This is a genomic window from Spirosoma profusum, from assembly GCF_014699005.1.
In the GTDB taxonomy this organism is placed as follows: Bacteria; Bacteroidota; Bacteroidia; order Cytophagales; family Spirosomataceae; genus Spirosoma; species Spirosoma profusum.
In genome coordinates, this window is the sequence record NZ_JACWZY010000023.1 from 18,873 (window position 1) to 34,389 (window position 15,517).

14 protein-coding genes are annotated in these 15,517 nt (G+C 49.2%); 12 read left to right on the top strand and 2 right to left on the bottom strand.

From position 1 onward, the window contains the following. Window positions 1-13: 13 nt before the first annotated feature. Both IC229_RS23245 and IC229_RS23250 read left to right on the top strand, forming a co-directional pair. The gene (locus IC229_RS23245) at window positions 14-664 is read left to right on the top strand and encodes a hypothetical protein (protein ID WP_190889427.1); all 651 of its coding nucleotides are present in this window, start codon (window positions 14-16) and stop codon (window positions 662-664) included. A gap of 57 nt (window positions 665-721) precedes the next feature. Then, window positions 722-2,656: a histidinol-phosphatase gene (locus IC229_RS23250; RefSeq protein WP_223834158.1), complete on the top strand. Its 1,935-nt coding sequence runs from the start codon at window positions 722-724 to the stop codon at window positions 2,654-2,656. 337 nt (window positions 2,657-2,993) lie between these two features. Here IC229_RS23250 and IC229_RS23255 read toward each other — a convergent pair whose 3' ends face one another. Further along, a complete protein-coding gene (locus IC229_RS23255; RefSeq protein ID WP_190889428.1) occupies window positions 2,994-3,230 on the bottom strand; it encodes a hypothetical protein in 237 nt (78 codons plus the stop codon). Between the two features lie 101 nt (window positions 3,231-3,331). Continuing rightward, window positions 3,332-4,411: a DNA polymerase IV gene (dinB, locus tag IC229_RS23260; RefSeq protein ID WP_190889429.1), complete on the bottom strand. Its 1,080-nt coding sequence runs from the start codon at window positions 4,409-4,411 to the stop codon at window positions 3,332-3,334. A gap of 358 nt (window positions 4,412-4,769) precedes the next feature. On the opposite strand from dinB, the gene IC229_RS23265 reads away from it, so the two are divergent. The 10 genes from IC229_RS23265 to IC229_RS23310 all read left to right on the top strand — a co-directional run bounded on the left by IC229_RS23265 (window position 4,770) and on the right by IC229_RS23310 (window position 15,492). After that, window positions 4,770-5,534, top strand: coding sequence for a DeoR/GlpR family DNA-binding transcription regulator (locus IC229_RS23265; protein ID WP_190889430.1), 765 nt, complete (start codon window positions 4,770-4,772; stop codon window positions 5,532-5,534). 6 nt (window positions 5,535-5,540) lie between these two features. Next, window positions 5,541-6,965: an L-fucose/L-arabinose isomerase family protein gene (locus IC229_RS23270; RefSeq protein WP_190889431.1), complete on the top strand. Its 1,425-nt coding sequence runs from the start codon at window positions 5,541-5,543 to the stop codon at window positions 6,963-6,965. A 12-nt stretch (window positions 6,966-6,977) separates the two neighbouring features. Beyond that, window positions 6,978-7,865 (top strand): alpha/beta hydrolase, encoded by an 888-nt coding sequence (locus IC229_RS23275; RefSeq protein ID WP_190889432.1) that lies wholly within the window; start codon window positions 6,978-6,980, stop codon window positions 7,863-7,865. 12 nt (window positions 7,866-7,877) lie between these two features. After that, window positions 7,878-9,464 carry a DUF1593 domain-containing protein gene (locus IC229_RS23280; RefSeq protein WP_223834159.1) on the top strand — a complete coding sequence of 529 codons (1,587 nt, stop codon included), beginning with the start codon at window positions 7,878-7,880 and terminating at the stop codon, window positions 9,462-9,464. Between the two features lie 71 nt (window positions 9,465-9,535). After that, on the top strand, window positions 9,536-10,363 hold the full coding sequence (locus tag IC229_RS23285) for a transketolase (protein ID WP_190889433.1): 828 nt from the start codon (window positions 9,536-9,538) through the stop codon (window positions 10,361-10,363). After that, window positions 10,360-11,394: a nucleoside hydrolase gene (locus IC229_RS23290; RefSeq protein ID WP_190889434.1), complete on the top strand. Its 1,035-nt coding sequence runs from the start codon at window positions 10,360-10,362 to the stop codon at window positions 11,392-11,394. The genes IC229_RS23285 and IC229_RS23290 overlap by 4 nt, the downstream gene beginning before the upstream one ends. 11 nt (window positions 11,395-11,405) lie before the next feature. After that, complete coding sequence (locus IC229_RS23295) at window positions 11,406-12,368, top strand: transketolase family protein (RefSeq protein ID WP_190889435.1); 963 nt, start codon at window positions 11,406-11,408, stop codon at window positions 12,366-12,368. A 96-nt stretch (window positions 12,369-12,464) separates the two neighbouring features. Further along, window positions 12,465-13,883 (top strand): DUF1593 domain-containing protein, encoded by a 1,419-nt coding sequence (locus IC229_RS23300; protein ID WP_190889436.1) that lies wholly within the window; start codon window positions 12,465-12,467, stop codon window positions 13,881-13,883. 20 nt (window positions 13,884-13,903) lie between these two features. Beyond that, on the top strand, window positions 13,904-14,842 hold the full coding sequence (locus IC229_RS23305; protein WP_190889437.1) for a D-ribose ABC transporter substrate-binding protein: 939 nt from the start codon (window positions 13,904-13,906) through the stop codon (window positions 14,840-14,842). Then, entirely contained in the window at window positions 14,839-15,492 is a 654-nt protein-coding gene (locus IC229_RS23310; protein ID WP_190889438.1) for a DUF2291 domain-containing protein, read from the top strand. The genes IC229_RS23305 and IC229_RS23310 overlap by 4 nt, the downstream gene beginning before the upstream one ends. Window positions 15,493-15,517: the final 25 nt, after the last annotated feature.

Genomic DNA, 15,517 nt, shown 5'->3' on the forward strand with positions numbered 1-15,517 from the left:
ACTGAACTCTGCTATGTATGCCACTGATTCACAGTTCCAGCAATCGATTAAACCTTACCAGAACGACGGATTTAATATAATTTATCACCAGCTTTTCTGCGACCGTATCGACGCATACAACGTCGTTAATCCATCAGTTGGCTATCCCTGGGATACGTTACTATCTGAGTCTCCAAATCCAGAAACTTTAGCTACCATTTCAGCGGATGCATCGCTGGAAACGCGCCAGAAATTACTGGCCTATAACCGGCTGAGGGCAATGGGCGTCCCGCCGACAAATAAAGTGCTTTTGGGTGTTATTATCGAAGTGGGTCTGGAGGGTGGACTTGATACGTTAGCCGCTTTCAGTGATGGTACGTGCCGTTTTATTAGCCATGGAGAAAAACTACTGATTTGGGATACAGCAACGGACACATCGGCTCAACTGGTCCATCAACTATTTGTCGATAGCGTAGAAGTAGTCAATCGAATTGGCCCCTGGGATCAGGAGCGTACGCCTTTTCCGGAAGAAGGCATGGTAAAACTGTCGTTTCTGGTTTCTGATGGGCTTTATTTTGGGCTAGGGCCATTCAGTACGTTCCAAAACGACGCTATGGCAGGTCCTATTATCCTATCCGCAACTCGCCTGATGACGTATCTAATACAGCAGGATATGAAAAAGTAGCGGTTATCTGGTAGTTTTGGCTATTGTTGACTTTTCTCTCAATGGCTCTATAACCCGATGAACAAGTTCGTCTGTCTCAGTCTGCTTTTCGTTACGTTTCTTTTTCTCGCCAACGTAGTATCGGCGCAACACTGGTTCAAAGGCAATCTGCACACCCACTCGCTCTGGAGCGATGGCGACGATTATCCCGAAATGATTATGGACTGGTATAAAGCCAATGGCTATCAGTTCGTTGGGTTGTCGGACCACAACGTAATACAGGAAGTCGAAAAATGGGTGAACGTACCACGCCAACAAGATCGCCGACGAACATTCGACCGATACCTGCGCACCTTCGGGCCGGATTGGGTCAAGTATCAGAAAGGCCCAAACGACTCGCTCAAAGTGCGGCTCAAGCAGCTGAGCGAGTACAGGAGTTACTTTGAAGAATCGGGTAAATTTCTGATTATCAAAAGCGAAGAGGTATCAACGAGCTACCAGGGCAAGCCCATCCATCTCAACGTAACAAACGTACAGAACCTCATTCGCCCGCAGTTTGGCAACAGCGTAGCGGAGGTGATGCAGAATAACATCGACCTGGTAGTGGCGCAGCGACGGCAGACGCGCCAGCCGATGTTTCCGCACATCAATCACCCCAATTTTTACTGGTCCATCAAGGCGCAGGATTTGATGCAGTTACGTTACGAACGCTTTTTCGAAGTGTTCAACGGACATCCACTGGTAAATAACTACGGCGACAGCGCCCGCGAAGGCACCGAGTCGATGTGGGACAAAATAAATGGGCATTTTCTTCGTCAGGGACGGCCACTTATGTACGGTTTGGGCACCGACGATAGCCATCATTATTACTTTTTTGGACCAACGTTCAGTAATTCCGGACGGGCCTGGGTGATGGTCGATGCACCCGAACTAACGCCCCGTGCTCTTATTGAGTCAATGGAAGCCGGGCGTTTCTACGCCAGTTCGGGCGTTACGTTAAAGCAGTTACCACAGGTTGGTAATACGTTGGTGGTACGGGTTAAACCCGAGCCAACCGTTACGTATCGGATTCAGTTTTTTGGCGTACGGAAAGGCAAAGAGCAGAGTGAACTATTACGCGAGGTGGCTGATACAAACGCTACGTTCGCGCTTGCCGACGACGTATTGCTGGCCCGTGCACGTATCGTTTCGAGCAAGACCAAATACAATCCGTTTATGCCGGGCGACGTAGAAACCGCCTGGACGCAGCCTATAGCGCAGAACGTAGTACCGCAACCGTTAGCGAACGTAGTACCCCTCCCAAACGCCCACGCGCACAACGACTACGAACAATCACGCCCCCTTTGGGACGCGCTGGACAACGGTTTCACCAGCATTGAGGCCGACGTTTATCTGCTGAATGATACGTTGTACGTCGCTCACGAGCGACCAACTATCCGGACATCGGCCCAAACCCTCGAAAATCTATACCTGAAACCACTGGCCGAACGCATTCGCCAGCAAAACGGGAACGTATTGGCGGGATACAATGGCCCATTCTATTTGATGATCGATGCTAAAACGCAGGCCGATAGTACGTATCAGGCATTGACCAAATTGTTGCTACGTTATCGCACCCAATTACAGATCGGAAGTTCATCGAAAAATTCGGGGCCTGTTACGGTCGTACTCTCTGGAAACCGGCCTGTAACTACAGTTGCGAAGGCCAAAGACAAGTTGATAACTCTCGACGGTCGACCAGCAGATTTAGGGAAGAAGTATTCATTAGCGGTCATGCCGATTATCAGCGATGCGTATCAGAATCAGCTAAGCTGGCGGGGTAAGGGCGAAATGCCTGCTACTGAATTACAGAAGCTCCGCCAACTGGTTGAACGGGTGCATCAGGAAGGGAAAAAACTACGTCTCTGGGCCAGCCCGGAAGACCCGGTTGTCTGGGCGAAACTGCGGGAGGCTGGTGTCGATTTTATCAGTACCGACCAACAGGAATTGGTGCGGGATTTTCTGTTGAAATAACTAGTTCAAGCTGCCACGGAGATGGTATAGAGTTGGTTTCGCAGGTAGTAAAACTTTATGGAACCAACGTAGCACGCATCCCCTATCGACGTAGCGAAGATGGACGCCAAACAACTGGAAAAATTGAAGAAATCACCCTATACAGCATTCAAAAAACAAGAAAGTAAAGCAGCATCAGAAAGAGATTGATAAATTGAAAACCCTCGTCAAACAGCTTCTGGAAAAGAAATAGCTTTCGTTACGTTGATAACAAAAATCCCTGACATAGCTGACAGGGATTTTTTGTTCGTAGTGTATTGACGTAGTGGCTTCGTATGTACTATCATTATAGAAATACTTACTGAATCACTGACGACTTTCGGGCTAACTCCCGACGCACCTTTTCGGCGGCAGCCAGATCCGCCAGACTTACATTCACCCGCTTACGTAGCGTAGGTGATGCGGCCAGAATCTCACTGGCCATTTGAATTAGCAGCGATGCCGTAGCGGCTCCATCGACTCGTCGGCGAGAAGCTCGAATGGCACGAGTTGAAGAGTGAGCGGGGCTTAACGAGGGCAGATTAATTGACTCCATTTTCTTGCCTAATTTGTTGTTTCTGTTCTACTTAGATAACAAATTTTTGGCAACTTTCCGCACAAAATGGAGGTATTTTTTATGTAAAATTCGGCCTTTACCTAAAGGGATAATACCAGTTGACCGCCCGGTCTAATCTCTCTAGTCTGGAGATTGGAAAGGGAGACACCCAAAAGCCGAATCCCTTTTGATATGGGTCGAAGAGAGCTTAACAAGTCCATACTCACTTGCAGCAAGGCCGATTCTTCAGCTAGTGCGCCTACCATAGTTCGGCTGCGGGTGATTTGCTGGAAATCGTTGTATTTCACCTTCAACGTAACGGTTCGTCCCAGCACTCCTGCCCGCTCGCAATACTGCCATACATCTGCTACCAACGGTTGCAGGACACTTTCAAAATCAGCCTGATCGGCTAAGTCCTGTTCAAAAGTGGTTTCGGAACCTACTGATTTACGCTCCCGGTCGGGAGTAACCAGCCGGGTATCGATGGCTCTGGCAATGTGGTAATAATGATGGCCAACTTTACCAAAGTGGTTTACCAGAAAGGTTTCGCTTTGCGCCCGCAAATCCAATCCGGTGAAGATACCTAACTGATTCATGCGGGCAGCCGTTACATGCCCAATTCCGTGAAACTGCCCAACCAGCAAGCCTTCGACAAACGCAAGACCCTGATGCGGTTTAATGACAAACAAGCCGTCGGGTTTACGATAGTCTGAGGCCAGCTTTGCCAGAAACTTATTGTAGGATACACCCGCTGAAGCAGTCAGACCTGTTTCCTCTTTAATGAGGTCTTTAATCGTTTGAGCGAGTTGTGTAGCCGTTCCCTGAGCGGCTACGGTATCCGTCACATCTAAATAGGCTTCATCCAGGGAGAGCGGTTCTATGAGCGGAGTGAATCGGGCGAAGATTGCGCGTATCTGAGAAGAAACAGCTTTATAGACCTCAAAGCGCGGCTTGACAAAAATCAGAGTGGGGCATTTACGTAGCGCCAGCGTGGAGGCCATCGCCGAACGGACACCAAACTGTCGGGCTTCGTAACTGGCAGCAGCTACAACACCTCGTTGCGTAGAACCGCCCACAGCCAGGGGCTTACCCCGCAAGGCCGGATTATCGCGCTGTTCGACCGATGCGTAAAAGGCATCCATGTCGATGTGAATGATTTTGCGGTTGTCGGCTGATTCCATATGAGGAAGGTCATTCCGCTACGGAGAGAAAAAAATATAATTCCCTCACCGGCACTTTAGTTTATTTCTGCGTTAAAAGCCGATGAAGTAATCTCTCTACCTCAACTTACTGACTCACCAACATCTACACTAGTGTTGCGTACCCTAGTAATGACGATTAGTCGAAGCGATTATTTTTTCTATTTTTTTGTTTATTTATCTTTTTTACTTTCTTTTGTTTTCGATTTAAGGTATTACTCCTTAAATCTGTCCTAATTCAGTAGTCTGTAATTACCATTTAATCGCATACGGTCGTTAAATAGTCTTTGCTTCGATTAGCTTTTGCAAAAAATAGAAACCAATCGAAATACAATAAGGTATGCTGGCGAATCAACGACGGGATAAAATTCTCGAATTGCTAAAGGAAGATGGCTCAGCGAAAGTTACCGAACTGGCGAAGCTATTTAAAGTAACTGAGGTCACGATTCGTCAGGACCTGGATAAACTCGAAAAAGATGGACTGGTCGTCAAGGAACACGGCGGTGCCTATTTGAAGAATATAGAAGACCAAGTACGTACCTTCTCCCTGGCCAATCAGGAGAATATGGTTCAGAAGGAGCTGATCGCCAGAAAGTGCCTGGAATTCATTGAGTTTGGTGACACAATTATTCTCGATTCCGGCTCAACGACCACCGAGATCGCAAAAAAATTACTAGGTTATAAAAACCTGACGGTCATTACCAATGCATTAAACATTGCGTTTATCTTGGGTGCCGAACCGGGCATTGAAGTCATCATGACGGGTGGCGAATTTAAGCCTCCTACCCTATCGCTGACGGGCCAGAAAGCCGCTGATTTCTTCAAAGGACTCAATGTGCAGAAGCTGTTTCTGGCAACGGCGGGCATTTCGCTTAAATCGGGGCTAACGTACCCAAGCATCAGTGATCTGGTCGTAAAAAAAGCGATGATCGATGCAGCTGATATAACGTACCTGGTAGCCGATTCGACCAAAATGGGCAAGAGTGCGTTGGCCAGTCTAGGGGCTTTGTCGCTAATCAATTATATCATTACAGACCCTGGCATCGAAGAGAAGCACAAGCAGGTTTTTCACGATAACGAGATTGAACTCATTATAGCTAACTAATACCCTATGACCCCGAAACCGAAAGGCCCTGTTACACTTGGCGTTATCATTGGAAACCGCGATTTTTTCCCCGATAAACTAGTTGGAGAATGCCGAACGGATCTGCTGGATGCCTTTCAGAAAGCTGGTATTAATCCGATCATGCTCCCCGAATCGGCCACGAAGCTCGGCGGAGTCGAAACCTTTCAGGAAGCCCAGAAATGCGCTGAACTGTTCCGTCGGCATGCCGATGAAATTATGGGCGTGTTGGTCGTTTTGCCCAATTTCGGTGACGAAAAAGGGATTGCAGAAACCTTAAAACTGGCTCGGTTAGACGTACCAGTGCTCATTCAGGCCTATCCCGATGATCTGAATCGGTTGGACGTAGCACGTCGACGGGATGCGTGGTGCGGGAAAATTTCGGTTTGTAATAACCTGTATCAGTTCGGCATTAAATACTCACTGACAACCAAACACGTAGTACATCCCTCCGACCCCAGCTTTCTTACGGATCTAGCTAATTTTATGGCCGTTTGCCGGGTCGTTAAGGGACTACGTAACGTCAGGATTGGAGCCGTCGGCGCGCGTCCGGGTGCATTCAACACGGTACGTTATAGTGAGAAGATTCTGCAACGTAACGGTATTTCGGTTGTCACTATAGACTTGTCGCATATTTTGGGTTTTGCGAACAAACTAACAAAGGACGACCAATCCGTAAAAGATCGGCTGGAAGCGATCAAAGCATATACGCCCACCGGCCGCACCCCCGACGATAAACTCGTTCAGATTGCCAAACTGGACGTAGTACTCAATGATTTCATGCAGGAACACGCGCTCGATGCAACGGCCATTCAGTGCTGGACCTCGCTTCAGCAAAATTACGGCTGTAACGTCTGCACGAGTATGAGCATCATGAGCGAAAACATGCTCCCGAGCGCCTGCGAGGTCGACGTAACAGGTACGCTGAGTATGTACGCCATGCAACTGGCGTCCGGTTCACCGAGTGCACTGGTTGACTGGAACAACAATTACGCCGACGACGAAAATAAATGTGTCCTCTTCCACTGCGGCAACTGGGCTAAATCATTTCTGCCTGATATTGAGATCAGTACGGCCCCTATTTTGGGGACGACCGTTGGCGAAGAAAATACATACGGTGCGCTGGCCGGACGTACACCCGCCAATCCATTGACATACGGACGTATCAGTACCGACGACCCTAAAGGCATTATGAAAGCGTACATCGGGGAAGGTATGCTGACCGACGATCCACTCAACACGTTCGGTAATCGCGCTGTGGCTCAGATTAATAACCTCCAGGGGCTAATGCAGTACGTATGCCGGAACGGATTCGAACACCACGTAGTGATGAATGCGTCCAGAACAGCGGGGATTTTGAAAGAAGCAATGGAAAACTACATGGGCTGGGAGGTTTACACGCATCAGTCATAAACAAAATCACAGATGAGAGCATTCTTTATTTTCTGTCTCCTGCTGTCAGGGCTAGCTCAGGCTCAGCAAAAAGAGGTACGTATTTACGATGGTCCGGCACCGGGTTCCGAGAAATGGAACTGGGAAGAAAAAAAGAACAATAAAAATGCCATCAAACTGGTGACGGTTTTCAACGTAGTAAACCCGACGTTGACGGTGTTTCCAGCAGATCCAGCCGTTGCCAACGGTACGTCTGTCATTATCTGTCCGGGCGGTGGTTTTCACTTCTTATCGATTGATAACGAGGGGAACGATGCTGCAAAATGGTTGGCAAAAAAAGGCATCACTGCGTTCGTTCTTAAATATCGCACGGCCCATATCAACACCGACGATCCATTTGCCGATATGATGGCGGGCATAAATGGTCCACGTAAGGCGGAATGGGACGCTGAAAATAAAGCCACTATTCCGTTATCGATTGCTGATGGCAGGGCAGCCCTCGCGTACGTCCGCAAGCACGCAACCGAATACGGCGTTGCCCCCGACAGAATTGGTATCCTGGGTTTTTCAGCAGGTGGTACAGTAACAGCTTCTTCAGCTTTCAACTACACGCCCGACAACAAACCAGCATTTGTAGCACCCATTTACGCCTACATGCCTGCTACGTTGCAAGGCACGGTTGCAGCCGATGCACCACCTATGTTCATTGTCTGTGCGTCTGACGATCAGTTGAATCTGGCCCCGCATAGTGTGGATTTGTACAGTAAGTGGTTAGCGGCCAAACAACCTGTGGAGCTACACATGTATGCCAAAGGCGGCCACGGTTTTGGTATGGAAAAGCATAACGTACCAACCGACACCTGGATTGAGCGATTTGGAGAATGGCTTACGCTTCAGGGATTTATGAAACCCAAACAATAAATCGGCCATAAAATGAAGCACAACGTAACGCTCGTCTGTTTGGGTTGCCTGCTTTACTTAGTGATGGCCACTTTTTCGTGGGCGCAGCATCCTTCCGGAAAGCAGGCACGACCACGTATCGTGATTACGGCTGACCCGGAACTCGATGACAATAATTCACTGATTCGTTTTCTGCTGTACAGCAGCGACCTGGACATCGAAGGGCTCATCTATGCCAGTAGTCAATTTCACTGGACCGGCGATGGTAAAGGCACAAAGTGGTTTGTTCCCGGAAGAGAATACAATCGGTTTGGCTTAAACCTGTGTCCTTGTGAGTCATGGCGTTGGGCTAAAGATGAACACTTCATCCATGATGCCGTTGACGCGTATACAAAAGTGTATTCAAACCTGAAAGTGCATAACTCCAATTACCCGCTTCCGGCAGAACTCAAGTCAAAAATTCGCTACGGCAATATTGAATTTGATGGTGATATTTCTAAAGATTCGCCGGGTTCCGATTTGATAAAATCACTGATACTGGATGACAAGCCCGGTCAACTCTTTATAACCGCCTGGGGAGGCCATAGTACGATTGCCCGAGCGCTCAAATCCATTCAGGATCAATATGAGTTCACCACGCAATGGGAAGTCATTAAGAAGAAAATAGCGCGGAAGGTAGTGCTGCTGCCTTCTGGTGATCAGGATGATACGTATGCAACCTACATCAAACCGAATTGGCCGGACATTGAATACCGTCAATTTAGAGCTGGCCCCAATTATGGGTATGGCGCGCAGTTGAACGCTAAACCTGAGAATGCACCTTTTGTAACTGCATCCTGGATGAAGGAAAATGTATCGGATCGCGGCCCCTTTGGTTCGTTGTATCGGGTTTGGGGCGATGGCAAACAGATGGCAAAAGGCGACATTATGGATTATTTTGGCGTGGCCGGCCACACCAGTGAAGAACTAAAGAAAATGGGTTATGTAGTATGGATGCCGGTGCAGGCGAAAGGCTCGTGGCTGGGCGAAGGCGATAACCATACGTTTATGAACATGCTGGGCAATGGCTTACGTGCTTACGAATCAAGCAGTTATGGTGGATGGGGCGGGCGTGGGATCGGCGGCAGGGAGTCGGTGGGATTCTCGTTCGGAGCATCGCAGGATACAAGTGCCAGTGCTATGGCAACCTCGCTCAGCACCGCAAACAGCAGAAGCAGGGAATCGGATTATCCTAATTTCTTCCCGCAAGCGCAACGAGATTTTGCGGCTCGTCTGAAATGGTCAGTAACGCCTAAGTATGCCGACGCCAATCATGAACCGGTAGTAAGAATTGAAGGGCCGTTAACGATAATGGCTTCTGCCGGGAATAAAGTCCGACTAAACGGAGCCATTTCCGACCCAGATAAAAATGCAGTTTCCATCAACTGGTGGCAGTTCCAGGTAGGCAGCTATCCCAACAAAGTGACTATCTCAAATCCGACGTCGGCGCAGGCTGAAGTACTGATTCCCCAGGATGCCGTGGGTGGCCAAACCATTCATCTCATTCTGGAAGCGACAGACAATGGAACACCAGCGCTCACTACGTATCAGCGGCTAATTATTACCATACGAAATAAATGATGTTGAACCGGGCTATTTAATCAATAAAGCTCGATGGGCCTTCATCAAAAGAGTATTCAAGCATACCAGTTATGAACGTCAATGAATTAGCACAGAAATCGGTGCAGTATCGCCGGAATATTCTCAAATACATTGTTAAAGCCAAGGCCGGACATACGGGCGGGAGTTTGTCCTGCATCGATATTCTGAACGTATTGTACAACAACGTATTGAATGTCAGCCCGGAAACCTTCGGTTCGCCCAATCGCGACCGCTACGTTCAGAGCAAAGGTCACACCGTCGAAGCGCTCTACGTAGTATTGGCGGATAAGGGCTTTTTCCCCGAATCTGATCTGGAAACGTTGTGCCAATACAAGTCGCACTACATCGGGCACCCAACCCGCAAAGTAGCTGGTGTCGAACAGAATACGGGTTCGCTGGGGCACGGCCTGTCACTCAGCGTCGGTACTGCCCTATCAGCCAAACTAGACGATCTGACGTATCGCGTCTTTACGTTGCTCGGCGACGGTGAACTTCCCGAAGGCTCAAACTGGGAGGCTGCCCTGCTCGCGTCGCACTACAAACTGGATAACCTCTGCGCCATTGTCGATAAAAACGGGCTGCAAATCGCCGGTCCAACTGCTGAAGTGTGCAACACCGACCCTCTCGATCAGAAGTTTGAAGCTTTCGGATGGGCAGTACGTCACGTAGATGGTCATGATTTTCAGGCATTAACCGAAGCCTTTGATGCCCTTCCGTTTGAGCCGGGTAAACCAAGCCTGATTATCGCACATACAGTAAAAGGTAAAGGCGTCAGTTTTATGGAAAACCAGGTTAAATGGCACCACGGCGTACCTAATGCTGAGCAGTATCAACAGGCATTGGCCGAATTAACTCCCGAATTAGCAGACTCACTATGATACGAAACGTATTACTACGTCAGTCAGGTTATTGGCCAGGATTACTGGTTTGCCTGGTGGTTTCATTCCACACGTTCGGGCAGTCGCAGGGGCTAGCCAGTGTTCAACCAAGAATGCGCGTGATCGTTGACAATGATTTGAGCGGTGACCCTGACGGCCTGTTCCAGTTGGCGCATTTGCTGATGTCTCCCTCGGTGGAGATTCGCGCGATTATCGGGTCGCATCTGCGCGTGGGTGATGGCTTTGATCGGTCAACCACACAAGCTGACAATGCTGCCCAAAAAGCGCGGGAAATACTTCAGGTAATGAACGTAACAAAGAACATTCCTGTCTTTGCGGGATCGAACACGGGAATGGTAAATGACAGTACGCCCGTAAAAAACGAAGCCGTCAATTTTATCATTCAGGAAGCGTTACGTACCGATACCAAACAACCCCTCTACGTAGTGTGCGGAGCCGGACTCACCGAAATTGCATCTGCCGCGCTGACCAACCCGCTGATCGCCGACAAATTGACGGTTATCTGGATCGGTGGACCCGAATACAGTGAACTGGCCTTGCCCCCACCGGGATATTCGGAAGTCGAATACAATCTGAACATCGATCAGGCAGCAGCTCGGGCAGTCTTCAATCGGTCTTCGTTACCGCTGTGGCAGGTTCCACGAAATGTATATCGCCAATGCCTGCTGTCGTATGCTCAACTATTAACTAAAGTGAAGCCACGCGGAAAAACAGGAGCCTATCTGAGTAATACGTTGGAAACGCTGATGACACGTATTCAGCGGTTCATCAACATCGGCGAGACGTATATTCTGGGCGATAGTCCGTTAGTATTGCTCACTGCTTTACAATCGTCGTTTGAAGCCGACCCCTCGTCGAGTCAGTACGTAGTTCGGCAGTCGCCCCGTATCAATCAGGCCGGTACGTATGCCCATAACCACAAGGGAAGGCCAATCCGGGTCTATACCTATCTGGATACAAACCTGATGTTTGCCGATTTTTTCGCCAAGCTAGAATTAATGAACCCCTAACGTATCAATCGATGGGAGAAGTAACCGCCGTTTTATCGAATTCAACCGCCCAGGCTAATTTAGACGTCTTTTCGTCTACGCTGCAGACTTTAGCCGAAACCGACCGGAATCTGTTGGTCGTCACAAGTGATTCAAGAGGTTCGGGTAAGTTGGTGCCTTTCGCGCAGAAATTCCCCAAGCAACTTGTCGAAATTGGGATTGCCGAACAGAATCTCGTAGGCGTAGCCGCCGGTCTGGCCTCGACAGGCAAGAATGTGTTTGCCGTGTCGCCCGCCTGTTTCCTGACCGCTCGTTCGTTTGAACAAATCAAAACAGACGTAGCATATTCAAATAATCCGGTTCGGCTGGTCGGTATCAGTGCGGGTGTCAGTTACGGAGCGCTGGGTTCGACGCATCACAGCCTGCATGATTTTGCCGCACTACGTGCCGTCAATAACCTGACAATCGTCGTTCCCGCCGACAATTTCGAAACGGAACAAGCCATCCGGCAGGCGGCTCAATCAGCAACACCTGTCTATCTGCGGTTTGGCAAAAAACCGATGCCGCTTCTATCCGACGAAAATCGCGACTTTACGTTCGGCAAAGGACGTATCATTCAGGAAGGCGACGACGTAGTACTGATCGCAACAGGTGAAACCGTTTATCCCGCGCTCCAGGCTTCCCGGCAACTGGAAACGGTGCATGGTATTCACGCGATGGTGATCAGTATGCACACCATTAAGCCTTTAGATTATGAGTTGCTGGCGAACGTAGCGTCTAAAGGTTGCCCGATTTTGACTGTTGAAGAGCATAGCGTTTTTGGTGGTCTGGGGGAAGCCTGTGCATCCTTTTTGTTGCAGAACGGCTTCCGGAATCGCTTCAAAATCATGGGCATACCCGATGAATATACCGTAACCGGATCGCAGGTGGAGATTATGAATCACTACGGTTTATCGGAAAACGGGATTGCCAATGAAGTATTGACGATTTTGTAGAGACAAGGCATGCCTTGTCTCATTGGCGTCAGCAACAAACCATCCGGTCATGAGACAGGGCATGCCCTGTCTCTACAATAAAACCTAAAACCCCATATGAAACGCCTACTCACCTTAATCACTACGTTCCTCCTATCGCTCGCAGCGATACGTAGCTACGCTCAGCAAAATCCTCAAAAGCTACGTGTGCTGGTTTTAACAGATATTGAGAACGAACCCGACGATGCGCAGTCACTGGTACGTTTCCTGACCTATGTGAATCAATGGGACGTAGAAGGTTTGATTGCCACTACGTCCGTTCACCAACGTAACAGGGTAGCTGCTGAGCGGATTCGGCGGATTGTCGAAGCGTATGGTAAGGTACGTAGCAACCTGCTCCTGCACGAAAAAGGTTACCCTGAAATGGCTTATCTGCTGAGTGTTATCAAGCCTGCCATTCCAAAATACGGCATGGACGCCGTTGGGCCAGGTAACGACTCGGAGGGGTCAGAACATATCATTGCCGTAGTCGATAAGAAAGATGATCGACCTGTCTGGGTTCCGGTTTGGGGGGGAGCCAACTGTCTGGCGCAGGCACTCTGGAAAGTACGGCAGACGCGCACATCCGAAGAAGTTGACAAGTTCGTGGCTAAACTTCGGGTGTATACAATTTCCGATCAGGATGACTCAGGACCGTGGCTTCGCAAGATATTTCCGAATCTGTTCTACATCGTCAGTCCCGGATTCCATGCCCTCGGCGGCTATGAACCTTCCACGTGGAGGGGCATCAGTGGGGACGTATTTCCTTATGCACCCGGTTTCGCAGGGCCTGACTCCAACATTGTGAACAATGCCTGGCTGGATGCCAACATCCGTAAAAACCATGGTCCGCTGGGCGCTGAACATCCGCATACAGAATTCATCATGGAAGGAGACACACCCAGTTTTTTCAACCTGATTAACAATGGCTTAAGCGATCCTGAGCATCCCAACTACGGTAGCTGGGGCGGACGATACGAACTTTACACCCCCCGAACGCGGAAGTGGTTCATGGAACCCGAAACCCGTCCGATCTGGACCGACGCGGAAGATCAGGTGAAAGGCATCGATGGTGGTTGGTATGCAAGCAATAAAGCGACCATCTGGCGGTGGCGACAGGCGTATCAGAACGATTTTGCCGCCCGCATCGACTGGACTATTAAGCCCTACAAAGACGCCAATCATCCGCCCGTTGCGAAGCTGGCTCACGCAAACGAATTACGGGCAAAAAGTGGGGAAACCGTTACGCTCAGCGGGGAAGGATCGACCGACCCGGATGGAAACGAACTGACGTATGAATGGATATACTACCCGGAAGTCGGTACGTACTCAGCCAGTCGCTTGCCTAAGGTTAGCAACAGCGGGCAAAAAACCGCTACGTTAACTGCGCCGAAAGTCACAAAACCCGAAACGATGCATTTCATTCTGGCCGTAACGGATAAAGGAGTTCCAGCTTTGACGCGCTATCAACGCGTGATATTGACGGTGATGCCGTAACAGATAGAACGCTGACCATCATGAAAAAATACTGTTTCTGGATAATCATTCTTCTGTTTCTGGCCGGAAGTTGCACAAACAAAACTGATTCAGGCCAGCCAAAAAAGGTAGCGGTGATTGTTTCCACGCTGAATAATCCGTGGTTTGTGGTGCTGGCTGAATCAGCAGCCGCCGAAGCCAAATCGCTCGGTTACGAAGCCAAAGTCTTTGATTCTCAGAACAATCCAGCGCTGGAGGCTGATCATTTTGAAAACGCTATTGTCTCAGGATTCAGCGCCATTCTGCTCAATCCGACTGACTCAGATGGTTCCATCGTAAACGTTCAGAAAGCCAAAGACGCAGCGGTTCCGGTATTCTGTATGGACCGGGAAGTCAACTCGTCAAAGGTCGCCACCTCGCAAATCTTGTCTGATAATTATTCCGGCTGCGTCGCCATCGGGGAAGAATTCGTGAAAGACCTGAACAAAAAAGGAAACTACGTTGAAATTCTCGGTATGGTGGGCGATAACAATACGTGGAATCGCTCAAAAGGCTTCCACAGCGTAGTAGATCGATATCCTGGGCTGAAAATGGTAGCGCAACAAAGTGGCGATTTCGACCGAAACAAAGCGATGGACGTATTAGAATCCATCCTGCAAGCGCATCCCGACATCAACGCGGTGTTTTGCGGTAACGATGCTATGGCGATGGGCGCGTATCAGGCACTGGTGGCGGCTGGAAAAGCGAAGGACGTAGGTGTGTATGGATTCGATGGCGCGGACGACGTAATGAATTCCATTCGAGACAAAAAAATAAAAGCGACTGGCCTGCAATCTCCGCAAACGATGGCCAAAACAGCCGCTCAATTTGCCGACACGTATTTCAAAGGCAAACGCGATTTTGCACAGCGGATTCCAGTTGCCGTTGAACTGGTTACGCAGAAATCAATCGCCGACTACGAACCATCAGCCAAGCCATGAACGCCACTATCGCTCGTCGGAAGACACGTAACAGACCCTGGACATACGTAGTGGCCATTATTCTGTTCCTATTTCTGGCTTATAATTCCGTCTATATCAAAAAGCTGGATGAGGTCAAAGCGGCAGGTTCTGCTGGAACTGGAAAATTTGATGCTGCTACGTATGCCAAAACCTTCTGGAACACCAAACTAATTCCTTCGGCTGCAGGTGGCGCCGTGGACTTGTCAACCCTCCTGTCTTTACTGAAAACAGATAAAGACAAGGCATTTACTACGTATTCGCAGGCACTGGGCATCGGCAATATCCGCTATTTTCTCGTCAAAGGCGAAGGCACCGTAACCGCCGTTAGTGACAACGACGTTACGTTGTCGCTACCTTCCGGCGAAACGATACGTCTGGCAACCGAATACATTTTTGGGAATGCCGCCCGCGATGCATCAGGGCTGATCAAGATCACAGAATTTGACAACACGACCGACCTGAACAACGTATCGGCAGCAATTAACGACATCATCCGAAAAGACGTAATACCGCCATTGAAAGCGGCTGCGAAACCCGGCAAAAAAATAGCTTTTGTGGGGGCCATCGAATTAAATCGGGCCCATTTGCATCTGGATGATATAGAAGTGATTCCGATTTCGGCAAGATAAAATACTGTATCCTATGCCCTTTGAC

Bases quoted from the DNA above. Each gene is read 5' to 3' on its own strand.
- IC229_RS23245 (WP_190889427.1), top strand. From the start codon at position 14: ATGTATGCCACTGATTCACAGTTCCAGCAATCGATTAAACCTTACCAG.
- IC229_RS23250 (WP_223834158.1), top strand. From the start codon at position 722: ATGAACAAGTTCGTCTGTCTCAGTCTGCTTTTCGTTACGTTTCTTTTT.
- IC229_RS23255 (WP_190889428.1), bottom strand. From the start codon at position 3,230: ATGGAGTCAATTAATCTGCCCTCGTTAAGCCCCGCTCACTCTTCAACT.
- dinB (WP_190889429.1), bottom strand. From the start codon at position 4,411: ATGGAATCAGCCGACAACCGCAAAATCATTCACATCGACATGGATGCC.
- IC229_RS23265 (WP_190889430.1), top strand. From the start codon at position 4,770: ATGCTGGCGAATCAACGACGGGATAAAATTCTCGAATTGCTAAAGGAA.
- IC229_RS23270 (WP_190889431.1), top strand. From the start codon at position 5,541: ATGACCCCGAAACCGAAAGGCCCTGTTACACTTGGCGTTATCATTGGA.
- IC229_RS23275 (WP_190889432.1), top strand. From the start codon at position 6,978: ATGAGAGCATTCTTTATTTTCTGTCTCCTGCTGTCAGGGCTAGCTCAG.
- IC229_RS23280 (WP_223834159.1), top strand. From the start codon at position 7,878: ATGAAGCACAACGTAACGCTCGTCTGTTTGGGTTGCCTGCTTTACTTA.
- IC229_RS23285 (WP_190889433.1), top strand. From the start codon at position 9,536: ATGAACGTCAATGAATTAGCACAGAAATCGGTGCAGTATCGCCGGAAT.
- IC229_RS23290 (WP_190889434.1), top strand. From the start codon at position 10,360: ATGATACGAAACGTATTACTACGTCAGTCAGGTTATTGGCCAGGATTA.
- IC229_RS23295 (WP_190889435.1), top strand. From the start codon at position 11,406: ATGGGAGAAGTAACCGCCGTTTTATCGAATTCAACCGCCCAGGCTAAT.
- IC229_RS23300 (WP_190889436.1), top strand. From the start codon at position 12,465: ATGAAACGCCTACTCACCTTAATCACTACGTTCCTCCTATCGCTCGCA.
- IC229_RS23305 (WP_190889437.1), top strand. From the start codon at position 13,904: ATGAAAAAATACTGTTTCTGGATAATCATTCTTCTGTTTCTGGCCGGA.
- IC229_RS23310 (WP_190889438.1), top strand. From the start codon at position 14,839: ATGAACGCCACTATCGCTCGTCGGAAGACACGTAACAGACCCTGGACA.